This window comes from Sphingobacterium humi, from assembly GCF_009768885.1.
GTDB classification, from domain to species: domain Bacteria; phylum Bacteroidota; class Bacteroidia; order Sphingobacteriales; family Sphingobacteriaceae; genus Sphingobacterium; species Sphingobacterium humi.
Map to the genome: position 1 here is coordinate 40669 of NZ_WSQA01000006.1, position 12765 is coordinate 53433.

At 43.9% G+C, this 12765-nt stretch carries 12 protein-coding genes; 5 read left to right on the forward strand and 7 right to left on the reverse strand.

Features of this window, described 5'->3' with window-relative positions; all coding sequences use genetic code 11:
• Positions 1 to 53: 53 nt before the first annotated feature.
• From GQF63_RS09420 to GQF63_RS19655, 3 genes are all read right to left on the reverse strand, one after another.
• Positions 54 to 410, reverse strand: a complete 357-nt coding sequence (locus GQF63_RS09420) for a helix-turn-helix domain-containing protein (RefSeq protein WP_160368980.1) — start codon at positions 408 to 410, stop codon at positions 54 to 56.
• Positions 394 to 669 (reverse strand): type II toxin-antitoxin system HigB family toxin, encoded by a 276-nt coding sequence (locus tag GQF63_RS09425; protein WP_246163443.1) that lies wholly within the window; start codon positions 667 to 669, stop codon positions 394 to 396. The genes GQF63_RS09420 and GQF63_RS09425 overlap by 17 nt, the downstream gene beginning before the upstream one ends.
• 638 nt (positions 670 to 1307) lie before the next feature.
• Positions 1308 to 1475 (reverse strand): hypothetical protein, encoded by a 168-nt coding sequence (locus GQF63_RS19655; protein ID WP_212592525.1) that lies wholly within the window; start codon positions 1473 to 1475, stop codon positions 1308 to 1310.
• Positions 1476 to 1492: 17 nt separating this feature from the next.
• Between GQF63_RS19655 and GQF63_RS09430 the strand changes: the two genes are divergently transcribed.
• The 3 genes from GQF63_RS09430 (at position 1493) to GQF63_RS09440 (ending at position 6155) form a co-directional block, all read left to right on the forward strand.
• The gene (locus tag GQF63_RS09430; protein ID WP_160368982.1) at positions 1493 to 3346 is read left to right on the forward strand and encodes a DNA topoisomerase IV subunit B; all 1854 of its coding nucleotides are present in this window, start codon (positions 1493 to 1495) and stop codon (positions 3344 to 3346) included.
• Between the two features lie 45 nt (positions 3347 to 3391).
• On the forward strand, positions 3392 to 4234 hold the full coding sequence (purU, locus tag GQF63_RS09435) for a formyltetrahydrofolate deformylase (RefSeq protein ID WP_160368983.1): 843 nt from the start codon (positions 3392 to 3394) through the stop codon (positions 4232 to 4234).
• Positions 4235 to 4379: 145 nt separating this feature from the next.
• Positions 4380 to 6155: a hypothetical protein gene (locus tag GQF63_RS09440; protein ID WP_160368984.1), complete on the forward strand. Its 1776-nt coding sequence runs from the start codon at positions 4380 to 4382 to the stop codon at positions 6153 to 6155.
• 46 nt (positions 6156 to 6201) lie between these two features.
• Here GQF63_RS09440 and GQF63_RS09445 read toward each other — a convergent pair whose 3' ends face one another.
• Genes GQF63_RS09445 through GQF63_RS09455 form a run of 3 tightly spaced genes read right to left on the reverse strand, consistent with a single transcriptional unit; the run spans position 6202 to position 8651 of the window.
• A complete protein-coding gene (locus tag GQF63_RS09445) occupies positions 6202 to 7104 on the reverse strand; it encodes a class I SAM-dependent methyltransferase (RefSeq protein ID WP_160368985.1) in 903 nt (300 codons plus the stop codon).
• Positions 7105 to 7155: 51 nt separating this feature from the next.
• Entirely contained in the window at positions 7156 to 7914 is a 759-nt protein-coding gene (locus GQF63_RS09450; RefSeq protein ID WP_160368986.1) for an ABC transporter ATP-binding protein, read from the reverse strand.
• Positions 7915 to 7916: 2 nt separating this feature from the next.
• On the reverse strand, positions 7917 to 8651 hold the full coding sequence (locus GQF63_RS09455; RefSeq protein ID WP_160368987.1) for an MlaE family ABC transporter permease: 735 nt from the start codon (positions 8649 to 8651) through the stop codon (positions 7917 to 7919).
• A 209-nt stretch (positions 8652 to 8860) separates the two neighbouring features.
• Between GQF63_RS09455 and GQF63_RS09460 the strand changes: the two genes are divergently transcribed.
• Complete coding sequence (locus GQF63_RS09460; protein WP_160368988.1) at positions 8861 to 9769, forward strand: LiaI-LiaF-like domain-containing protein; 909 nt, start codon at positions 8861 to 8863, stop codon at positions 9767 to 9769.
• A gap of 26 nt (positions 9770 to 9795) precedes the next feature.
• Positions 9796 to 11808, forward strand: a complete 2013-nt coding sequence (gene ispG, locus GQF63_RS09465) for a (E)-4-hydroxy-3-methylbut-2-enyl-diphosphate synthase (protein WP_160368989.1) — start codon at positions 9796 to 9798, stop codon at positions 11806 to 11808.
• A gap of 78 nt (positions 11809 to 11886) precedes the next feature.
• On the opposite strand, the gene GQF63_RS09470 is transcribed toward ispG, so the two are convergent.
• Complete coding sequence (locus tag GQF63_RS09470; protein ID WP_160368990.1) at positions 11887 to 12669, reverse strand: META domain-containing protein; 783 nt, start codon at positions 12667 to 12669, stop codon at positions 11887 to 11889.
• Positions 12670 to 12765 lie beyond the last annotated feature (96 nt).

The following is a 12765-nucleotide window of genomic DNA, read 5'->3' on the forward strand; positions in this document are numbered from 1 at the left end:
AAATAAAGTAAAAACAAGAGAAGCAGCGTGGCTGCTTCTCTTGTTTTACTTTATTAATATTCTTGTACTAAAACGTCAGCAGAAATATTTAACTCCTTACTTATTTTTCTAATCTGTGCAAGATTTAACTTCCTCTTACCAGACAAGATTTCAGATTTTCTAGACGCCCCTAGGATTTTACCTAAATACGATTCATTTTTCCCCATCTGGTCTAAACGAAATTTAATGGCATCTATTGGATTGGGTTTTTCAACGGCATAATGCGTGTTCTCATAATTTTTCACAAGAATAGAAAGAATCTCAACTTCATCAGCCTCCAAAGAATCTGCTTTTAAATCGGTCTGCATTAAGGCATAGATCCTTTCCAAATAACTTTCGTACTGTTCTTCAGACTTAATGGGCTTTACCATAATCAATGTTTTTAGCGTCTATTTTATTGTATTCCTTATGAGTGCCAAACCAAACAATAAAAACGATTTTTAGTCTATACTCTATATCTACAATTAAGCGATAGGTATTGCCATGAATATTAAAAACTACTCGCTTGTCGGAAAGGATAGACGCATTTCCAAACTGAACTTTTAATTCATTAGGCGTATTCCATTCCGCATTTAAGCATTCATCATACCATGCCAATAGTGGTTGTTCTGACTTTGGGAAATCTTTCATGTAATTCTTCAAAGTTTTAACCGCTATAATTCGCATAAACAAATATAAGGGAAATTATTACCGTTTTGGTAATATTTTCTCTTATGGTGGAACGCTTTGCTAGTAAACAGCGGCAGGCGTTCTACCACATTTTGTCCTCGTTTTGCCATCGTAATATCATCGTTTTACCATCGTTTTATCATCGTGCTGTCATCGTGAGGGGGTAAAATGTTTGCAAAATTTATTGGAAGGTGATGACATGAAGTGGCATTGTTTGTTAAGCTTTGCTTACAAACTACGGCACGATATGCTAGTAAACTGCGGCACGCTATGTACTGCGTTGCGGCAAGTATTGTCATCGTGAGCGGAGTCGAACGACTGGTACGTCAGTGCAATCCATCACACCTAACACTCTTGACATCAATCACTTAATTAACAAAATATACTTTTCTATGCCTACTGATGCAGCAATTATTCGTCCTTCAACTCCTCGATGACAGCACCTGCCATAGCATTAAACAAAGTGTTGTTAATAAGCTGGTTAAGCATTGTTGATTGCACTGACGTACCAGTCGTTCGACTCCGCTCACGATGACAAAACGACGACAAAACGACGACAATAAGACAAATTAAAACCTCCTCCAACGTAGACCCCTTGCTCACCCCTTTCTCACCCCTTTCTCACCCGTATCAAACCCCTTTGCAAAGGGCGCAACAAGGGAAGTGCAAAGCCTCAAAAAAGCAATAACAAAAACACCACCCAAAAGCAGCTCTTTACCCAGTACAACGGAATCAAAAAAGTTTTTTATATTTTTGCTCTGGTTCATTTAGTTCAAGCATAATTATGACAGCATATAACGAAGACAGTATTCGATCCCTCGACTGGAAAGAGCATATCCGCCTGCGGCCAGGTATGTACATCGGGAAGTTGGGAGACGGTTCTGCTTACGACGATGGGATTTACGTATTACTGAAAGAGGTTGTCGATAACTGTATCGACGAGTTTGTGATGGGCGCCGGAAAGAACATCGATATTACTGTAAATGATAATAAAGTTTCGGTTCGCGATTATGGACGTGGTATTCCCATCGGATCGGTGGTGGATGTGGTATCCAAAATCAATACCGGGGGTAAATACGATAGTAAGGCTTTCCAAAAATCGGTCGGATTAAACGGAGTGGGTACAAAGGCAGTAAACGCCTTGTCCAATCAATTTACGGTGCAGTCGTATCGTCAAGGTCAAACGCGTATTGCGCAATTCAGCAAAGGCGAGTTACTGGCCGACGAGCAGAAGGAAACGACCCAGCGGAATGGTACTTCGGTTATTTTCTATCCAGACGACAGCATTTTCAAGAACTATAAATACCGTTTGGAGTTTGTTGAAAACATGATCTGGAATTATGTTTTCCTGAACTCGGGCTTAACCATCAACTTTAACGGACAGAAGTTTATCTCGGAGAATGGTCTTAAGGACCTCTTGGAGCGAAATGTGGAAACCGAAGGCATGCGCTACCCTATTATCCACCTGAAAGGGGAAGATATAGAAATTGCCATGACCCACGGCCAGCAATACGGCGAGGAGTATTATTCCTTCGTGAATGGGCAGCATACCACGCAAGGCGGAACTCACCAGGCTGCCTTTCGGGAAGCGTTGGTGAAAACGGTTCGTGAGTTTTATAAAAAAGAATTTGATGCTTCCGATATTCGGGCATCCATTATCGGCGCCATTGCCATCAAGGTACAAGAGCCTGTTTTTGAATCACAAACCAAAACCAAATTAGGTTCTCAAAGTATCGGTCCGGAGGGCCCTACCGTGCGTACCTTTATCAACGATTTTGTGAAAAAGGCCTTAGACGATTACTTACATAAAAACTCGGCTACGGCAGACGCTTTATTAAAGCGTATCATGCAATCGGAGCGCGAACGTAAGGACATAGCCGGTATTAAAAAACTGGCCAATGAGCGGGCTAAAAAAGCATCCTTACACAACCGTAAACTGCGGGACTGTAAGATTCACTTCAGCGATAAAAACGATCGCAACTTAGAAACTACCCTGTTTATTACCGAGGGTGATTCAGCAAGTGGTTCCATTACCAAATCTAGGGACGTACAAACCCAAGCGGTATTCAGCTTAAAAGGTAAGCCTCTGAATTCTTATGGCCTGACCAAGAAGATTGTGTATGAAAATGAAGAATTCAACCTGTTGCAGCATGCCCTAAATATTGAAGACGGCATTGAAGGATTACGTTACAACAATATCGTGATTGCTACGGATGCCGATGTGGATGGTATGCACATCCGTTTATTGTTAATGACTTTCTTCCTGCAATTCTTCCCGGATTTGGTGAAGGCGGGACATGTTTCCATTCTGCAAACGCCGCTATTCCGCGTACGCAACAAGAAAGAAACCATCTATTGTTATTCCGACGAGGAACGCCAAAGAGCGATTATTAAATTGGGTGGAAAGCCGGAGATTACACGATTTAAAGGATTAGGAGAGATTTCTCCTTCGGAATTTGGCTTATTCATTGGCAACGACATGCGTCTGGAGCCGGTGATTTTATCAAAGGACAATAAATTATCACAATTGTTGGAGTATTATATGGGCAAGAATACGCCTGATCGTCAACAACATATTGTCAATAACCTACGGGTGGAAGTTGACATTGAAGAAGAATTGGCTAAAGAAGCCGTTTAAGCATTGGGGGAGGTTCGCCTCCCCTTTTTTACAACCTAACCTAACATGCATCATCAAACCTTAATCCTCATCCAGTGTCAGGATGCCGTTGGACTTGTGGCCAATATTTCGAATGTGCTGGCACAGCATCAGCTCAATATCGTCACCATGCGTGAATTTGTTGACGAAAAGGAGCATAAATTCTTTGTGCGGGTGGCCTGCTCGGGTGTGCTGTCTAATCAGCAGAAACTACAGCAAGACCTGCAAGCGCAGCTGCCAAAGAACACCCTATTGAGCATTAACCCCGATATCCAGAAAAAGCTGGTCATCTTAGTTACCAAAGAGCACCATTGCCTGGCGGATATCTTGGTGCGTCATTTCTTTAAAACCTTACAGGCCGAGGTGGTTGCCGTAATCGGCAATTACGATACCTTAAAAGATTTTACCGATAAATTTCAAATTCCTTTCCATCACATCAGCCATGAGGAAAAGAGCAAAGAAGAATTTGAAGGCGAGTTGGCCCAATGCGTGCAAGGCTATCAAGCAGATTACATCATTCTGGCTAAGTTTATGCGGATTCTGTCGCCAAATTTTGTGCGCCAATTTAAGGGAAAACTCATCAACATTCACCATTCCTTCCTACCGGCCTTTATTGGAGCCAATCCCTATCAGCAGGCCCATAACCGGGGTGTAAAGATTATAGGGGCCACGGCCCATTTTGTGACGGACGATTTGGATGAAGGCCCTATTATAGTGCAAAACACAAAGTCTATAGACCATAGTTACGATGTTCAACGTATGCGCACCGCGGGCAAGGAAATTGAAAAGGCCGTGCTGACCAAAGCGATTCAATTATTGACCGAAGAAAGGGTAATGTTGCACGGCAACAGAACCATTGTTTTTAGGTAAAACCAGGGGGAAACAACCCTATTATCGGGGGTATTTAAGTGAAGCAATACTTTAATTAAGTGAGCATTATCATTTTTAACACCCCCAGTAGGTTACTTTTTTATTGGGAAAAATTGTGCTAATTGCGCATCTGAAAAAGATAACGATGCATACATTTCATATTCCCGTATTAGGTTTAGCCTTTTCCATCGATACCCCTCTTAAAGTAGCACAATACGGCATTTCCTCGGTCATCTCCATTGTGGATGATGAATTAATTGAGCGTATGCGTGCATACTATAGCCAAGAGAATTTTTTACCCTATTTCCCTATTGCCAAGCATTCGGAAGACTTTCGCGCTAAGCGAATAACCGCCTATTTGAATATGGTGCAAGACTTGGTGAACAAGCAGCTCTATTATATCCGGAATTCGGATTGGGAAAAAGACGGGCATGCCCTAAAATATTTCGCTTTATTGCCGGAAGGTCGTTTGAAGAATGATTACCAGCAATGGCGCAGCCTTCCTGAAGGCAAAGATCGCGATGCCCTTGCCTTGGCGATGCAAATGCAGATGAAGGCGGGTGACATCGACGTGAACCTGATGGCGAAAGTGGATAAGTTAAATTACAGTAAAGAGGGGGAGCTCCTTGCGGAGCATTTCTCGGATGCCTCGGCAGCCTTACGCGGATTTGCGCAGAGCAAACTGCAATCTGCCGTGGTGCTATCTGCAGGAATGAACCCCCGGTTATATGCCTACCTGGCCGAGTTTTCGGCATTTATGCCAAATGCCGACGGGAAATTCGAAAAAAGGATTACCCTGAAGGTTTCCGATTTTCGATCGGCCTTAATCCAAGCAAAGTTTTTAGCGAAGAAGGGGATTTGGATTTCCGAATACCGCATTGAATCGGGCTTAAATTGTGGGGGACATGCGTTTGCCACCGAAGGCTTCCTTTTAGGCCCGATTTTAGATGAATTTAAACGCAATAAAAACCAATTGACCGAGGAGGTTTTTGGGCTTTATCAAGTGGCCTTAGCCGAGCGTAATTTAAGCATGAGCACCTGCCCTGCCGTGAAATTAACCGTGCAGGGTGGAGTTGGCACCAATGGTGAACATCAGTTTTTAATAGATCATTATGGCGTAGACCGTGTAGGCTGGGGATCGCCCTTCCTATTGGTACCGGAAGCCACTACGGTTGATGACGACACCTTACAGAACCTGGCAACGGCCCAAGCCTCTGATTTCTACATCAGCAACGCTTCACCCCTAGGTGTGCCATTCAACAGCTTTAGGAAAAGCACAGCAGAATTAAACCGCTTGAAGCGCATTGCTGAAGGAAGACCCGGCTACCCCTGCACCAAGAAATACTTGGTTTCTAGCCTAGAATGTGGCGATGAGCCTGTTTGCACCGCATCGCGGCAATACCAACAGCATAAGATTAAAGAACTGGACGCCCAGCAGCTTCCAGAAAAGGAATATGCACAAGCCTTTGAGAAAATTGTGGAGAAACAATGCTTATGTGAGGGTTTGGCGACACCGGCCTATTTGAAATACCGGATATTAAAACCGCGGGAGCGTGATGCTGTCGCCATTTGCCCGGGGCCAAATACAGCCTATTTCAATAAAATATACAGTTTATCGGAGATGGTGGATCATATCTACGGCCGTTTGGATATTCTTAAAAACGTGGAACGTCCTTCCTTTTTCGTCAACGAGTTGGAGCTTTATGTAAAGCACCTTCGCACGTATGTGCATGATAATTTAGCCGACCTGGATCAGAAAAAGAAGAAATATATACAGAAGTTTCAGGCGCAATTACTGGATGGGATTTCCTATTACCGAAAATTACAACAGGAGGTGCAACATAGTTTTGGGGAGTCGAAAGACCTCTTTATGGAGCAGCTGCGAAAATATGAATTACAATTAGAGCCTTTGCGGGTTTAACACCGCTACCTATGAAAGAAAAAGACCATCTCGCGATGGTCTTTTCTTATTTTATTGTTTTTCTAAACTTCCCAAACACGCCCAGCGGCAATTTAGGGCCTGCCGTGGCTTGAAGGTAAAGTTCGCCAATTTCGAGGTTTTCTACTTGCGGAAATGCAGTACGGATTAAGTTCTCTACGATGACCGAGGAGAAGCCTAAGGAATAGGTATTCAAAATCAGGAAATGCTCTTTCGGATCGAGCAATTGCACCACATCCTTCATCATTTCCATAATATGATCTTCCAGTTTCCATTTCTCCCCTTTCGGGCCATGGCCATAAGCAGGAGGATCGAGGATAATACCGTTATAGGTATTGCCGCGCTTAAGCTCGCGTTTCACAAATTTCAAGGCATCTTCCACCACCCAACGGATATCGCTAAGATCGGAAAGCTCCTGGTTTTCATTGGCCCAGGTAACCACCTGTTTAATGGAATCGACGTGCGTGGTATCTGCTCCGGCAGCCTTCGCAATTAAGGAAGCCCCGCCTGTATAGGCAAATAGGTTCAACACCTTAGGCTTTGGCGTGCTGAACGATTTGATGGAGCTGGAGATATAATCCCAATTCACGGCCTGCTCGGGGAAAATCCCCACATGTTTAAAGGAGGTTAATCCTAAACGGAACTTAATGGCAGCGTCGTTATTTTTATAGCTGATATGCCAACGATCGGCCATCTTGGGGTTTTTCTTTAGCCAGTCGCCACTGGTTGCCGAGCGACCTTTAAACTTAATATGATGGCGCTTATTCCACTCGGCTTCGGAAAGGCTTTTCGGCCAAACGGCTTGCGGTTCCGGGCGGATCAAGATCAGTTCACCGAAACGTTCCAACTTCTCAAAATCGCCACAGTCGATCAACTCGTAATCTTTCCAATGTTGTGGAGTAAGTAATTGTATTTGTGTTGTTGTGCTCAATGTAAAAATTTTTGCAAAGATAGAAATATTAGCCAAAGATTGCGGGTTGGCTTAGGGCTTTATCGTATCGCGGGCAGCCTTCATTAAGGGACTGGCGAATACAAAGTCGTTCAATTCCTGATTATCGGATTTCAACATATCTTGGTTGGAACCCTCCCAATATTTCTGCCCCTTGAATAGGAAGAGAATATAATCGCCTATACCCATCACCGAGTTCATATCGTGGGTCACGACCACCGTTGTACATTTGAATTCATCGGTAAGCTCCTGAATCAATTCATCGATTAAGATGGAGGTGGCAGGGTCAAGCCCGGAATTGGGCTCATCACAGAATAAGTATTTGGGGTTCATACTGATGGCACGGGCAATTCCTACCCTTTTCTTCATCCCACCGGACAGCTCCGAGGGATACAAGTCGTTTTTACCGGCCAAGTTCACGCGTTCCAAACAGAAGTTAGCCCGTTCTATTTTCTCTTGTTTGCTCATCTCGGTGAACATATCGAGGGTAAATACGATGTTCTGCTCCACCGTCATGGAGTCAAATAGCGCCGAGTTCTGGAACAGCATCCCAATTTCCTTACGGATAGGTACCTTTTCTTCAAAACTCATGCGGGTAAACTCCTGTCCATCGAAGAAAACCTTGCCTTGAGTAGGTTGGTGCAAGCCAACAATACACTTCAATAAGGTACTTTTTCCGGAGCCGGAGCCACCGATAATTAAACTTACTTTTCCCGGTTCAAAGACAGCATCGATGCCGGTTAAGACATGATTGTCGCCAAATGACTTATGTATATTCGTTACTTCAATCATTATTATAACATTAATGCGGTGATGATATAATCGCAGGCCAGGATGGTAATACAGCCGATAACCACGGCTCTTGTTCCTGCCTGCCCTACTTCCAAGGCTCCGCCACGCACATAAAACCCTTTATAGGCGGGCACCGTGGTGATAATAAAGCCAAAGACAAAGGCCTTGACCATGGCCACTAACACCGTAAAGCCGTTAAATCCGCCCTGTATCCCTTCAATATAATCGTCTACAGAAACGGCGCCTGATAGCGCACCGCCCATTAAACCACCGATAAGTGCACAGAATATAGCCACCGTTACCAAGGCTGGAACCATAATGACCCCGGCCAGCACCTTCGGCAAGATTAAGTAGCCCGCAGCGTTGATACCCATAATCTCGAGGGCATCGATCTGCTCGGTAACACGCATGGATCCGATTTGGGAGGAAATGGAACTTCCTACCTTCCCCATCAGCACGAGGGCAGAAATGGTAGGCCCCAGCTCTAGGATATTGGAATCTCGGTTGATTTGTCCGATGACCGAGTTGGGAATTAAATCAGATACTAACTGAAAGGCAATCTGCATGGTCATTACCGCCCCGATAAAGGTGGAAATGATGACGATAAGCCCGAGGGAGCCGACGCCAATTTCGGTCATTTCATGCAGGATTTCCCGGAGGTAGATTTTCCATTTTTCAGGTTTTCGAAAAACCTTTTTTAATAACAGCAAGTATTCACCAAAATAGTAAAATATCATATGTTGGTTCTATTACAATTAAGTATGACAGCAATTTTCAAACGCCTGTACCGCGGATTTGTTTTCTAATTGTTCAATATACAAATTAGTCGGCACTCTTTTCACCGACAAATCTAATTCATTTACCGAAAATATGCAGGGTATAACCTATTTTACCTGATTTAATTTGTAATATCGTAGTAGTTTTGGTTCAACAAAGCAATGAAACAATGAACAACAAAGTATCTACTGGTATCTGGTTAGTCTTTATAGGCGTGATTTTTCTCTTGGATAATTTCCATATCATCGATTTTCACTTTCTGCAAATCTTAAAGTTTTGGCCCCTGCTATTGGTATCTATGGGTATAAACCTCCTCTTGCAAAACCGTCCGAACAGTACTTATTTGGTCGTAGGGCTCAATATCCTCTTGTGTGGATTTGTATTTGTGAAGGGCATTCAACATGATCCGAATCAAAACTTCAACATCAATATATCGAATGATGAATTGAAAAACGCGTCTTTCAGTAAGCACGTGAGTACCGAATACAGCAGTGACATTGAAGAAGCGGTGTTGGAATTGAATGGCGGCGCGGCGAAATATAATTTTGTGACCCGTGCGGATTCTAGTGAGTTGCTTAGCGGCTCCAGCTCCAATGCCAATGTACAATTGCAGATGGAAACTGGCGGCAGCAGCAAGAAAAAAATTGAGCTGAACTCCAGCATCAAAGGTAGCAACAGCAGTAAAAACCTCGTGGAAGTGATGTTGAATGAAAACCCGGCCTGGACCTTTGAATTTAATATTGGCGCTGCTTTGATTCAGGGCGATTTAAGCCGCTTGAAGATAAAACGCTTAGAACTAAACTCGGGGGCCAGCAAAATGAACCTGACCTTACCTGCCCCGACCCTGGGAACCTCCAGCATAGAAATAAATACCGCCGCCTCGCAGGTGTTTTTAAAAATCCCGAAAGGCGTGCCTTGCCAGGTGGAATACGACTCCATTATTTCGAATAATAAACTGGAAGACATAGACCATAAAGATGGGGATGTGCGTAAATCTTCAGGTTACGACCAAGCCAGTAATCGCTATGATATTCAGATTTCCGGCGCGGCAAATTCCTTAACCATAGTGCGCTATTAAGTGGAAATAGCTAACTTTGCTAAGGAATGAAAAGTTTAGCAACATCAAGCCTTGCCGGCGGCTATTGTAACGACAAAACAGGGTACAGTAGGTTTTTAACCCGGGAGGTTCAAATTGGCGATATCCCGATGGGCGGTTTGCAGCCTATCCGTATTCAGAGTATGACCACCGTGGACACCATGGATACCCTGGGTTCGGTAGAACAAACCATCCGTATGGTGGATGCCGGCTGTGAATATGTGCGTATTACGGCGCCAAGCATCAAAGAAGCCGAAAATCTGGCTAATATTAAAAAAGAACTTCGCCTTCGTGGCTATCAGGTGCCCTTGGTGGCCGACATCCACTTTACCCCGAATGCCGCGGAAGTGGCCGCGCGGATTGTGGAAAAAGTGCGTATAAACCCCGGAAATTACGCCGATAAGAAAAAATTCGATCAAATAGATTATACTGATCTTGCCTACCAGGCCGAGTTGGAGCGCATTTATAAAAAGTTCGCCCCACTGGTGAAGATCTGTAAAGAATATGGCACGGCGATGCGTATTGGCACCAACCACGGCTCGCTGTCTGACCGGATTATGAGCCGTTATGGCGATACCCCGGAAGGGATGGTGGAATCGGCCTTGGAGTTTATCCGTATCTGTGAAGACCTGAACTACTATAACCTGGTGGTTTCCATGAAATCTTCTAACCCACAGGTGATGGTGCAAGCCTACCGCCTATTGGTGGAGAAAATGGTTGCTGAAAACATGAACTATCCCCTGCACTTGGGAGTAACGGAAGCTGGCGATGGTGAAGATGGGCGTATAAAATCTGCCGTTGGGATTGGTACTTTATTGGAAGATGGCCTCGGCGATACGGTTCGTGTATCCCTTACGGAAGAACCGGAGAAAGAAGCTCCCGTTGCTATTGCCTTGGTTAATCGCTATGCGAAAAGAGCACAAGCCCTAGCATCGGAACCTGCGCGCGAAATCTTGCAGTTAAATCCGCAGGCGGCTACCCAGCCTTATGAAGCGGCTGAAGTGAATGCCTTTATTGGTGGTTCACTCGTACCTCGCGTAGTGGTAGATATCTCACAAAAGAATTTAAAAGACCCTTTTATCCTGAAGGATGTGGGCTATAAATACGATGCCCTGTTGGACAAATACCATATGGGCGATCAATCGGTAGACTTTGTCTTCCTAGCTGATGCTCTCCCGTCCTTTACGATGCCGGGAAACTTGAAGCAATTGTATCATTACAATACCTGGAAATCGCTGAGCTTTAAAACGAATATCCACCCGGTTTACCAACTGGCTGAGTTTATTGAAGCCACAGAAAAGGATCCGGTGATGAACTTGGTTTATCTAAGCAACGAAGATTTAGCCTCAGAGGCCTTCTCCCTTCTTCAACCGGATAAAACCTTGGTTTTCATTTTGGAAACCTCGCATAACCATGGCATGGCGGAACAGCGCCAGTTTTTTGCGAACCTCCAAGAAATTGGACTGGATGTGCCTGTTATTCTTAAACGCTCGTATGCGAAGGCTGATTTTTCTGGCCCTTTGGGTGATGTGATGAGTCCTGAGGAACCTATTTCTAAAATTCAATTGTATGCAGCCACCGATTTAGGGGCTTTGCTCATCGATGGCCTGGGATCGGGAATCTGGATTGACAGTGAGGCCACGCCTACCGATAAACTATGTTCTATTTCTTTCGGTATTCTACAGGCTACACGCTCGCGGATTTCCAAAACGGAATACATCTCTTGCCCGAGTTGCGGACGTACCTTATTTGACCTGCAGGATACCACACAGATGGTTAGAAGCCGTACAAACCACCTGAAAGGGCTGAAGATTGCCATTATGGGCTGTATCGTTAATGGCCCGGGAGAAATGGCCGACGCCGACTATGGTTATGTAGGTGCAGGTCCTGATAAGATTACCCTTTACCGCGGAAAAGAAGTGGTGAAAAGGAATGTAAGCTCGGCAAAAGCGCTGGATGAACTGATTGACATTATTAAAACCGACGGTTTATGGATTGATGAACCGGTATTAAACGGTTAAAACTATAAGACATAAAATAAGGGGAGTTGAAAAATCAACTCCCCTTTTACTTGATGGTATTGTTGTTGTTAAAAAAGCCTATTTCTTTTTAAAGCGCATGGTTGCAATATCGCCTACAATTAAAGTCAATTGATCTTCATGTACGCTGATTCCATTCACTTTCTGTAAGGATTGGAAGAACAACGGTTCTCCTTCTCCAGGGCATGCCATCCGTGTAGAAGCTACCGGACCTACTTTAATGTTTCGGCCGTTGATTTCTACGGAAGCATTATAGGTGTTACATCCGCCTTTACCTACTAACTTCTTGCTGGCTGCATCGTAAGTTAGGGTTGGTTTGTCATTTGGATACAATTGCTCAAATGGCGTAGCGGAACCTTGGATATAATCAAGCTCCCAAGTACCTGTCAATTCATTTCCAGTTTCTACGGCTTTGAACTTCGCTAAGGCATTTTTTCCTTTGTTTAAGGCTAAAACACCATCGACAATCGTGAAGTTATTGGTTTGCGCGAAGGCTGCCGATAAAGCACGATCTGATTCCATATCCTCACAAGCCATCATGGTAGAAATACCGGTAGTGAAGGAAATGCTTCCTTTCTTCTTGGAGAAAGAATACGTTCCGTTCATGATATTACACCCGCCTGTTGCCGAGTAGCGGTTATCCATTTGAATAAAATCTAAATAAGGCATTTTACCATTAATCTTGCCAGCTACTGCTTTTCCATTTAATTCAATAAGCTGCCATCTATGTCCGGTCAACTTAGCAAGCTCCGCACTATTATCTGAAGCCCCACCTTTCATTCCACCACAACTAGCAAAAAGTATTGATAATACTGCTAGAACACTAAAAATTGATTGTTTCATATGTTATATTTATTAAATCCTTCTATTAATACCATAAAACAGACGTTTGGTTTTACGCGAATGCTACAATTGTCTGTATATTTGCATTTCGATAAC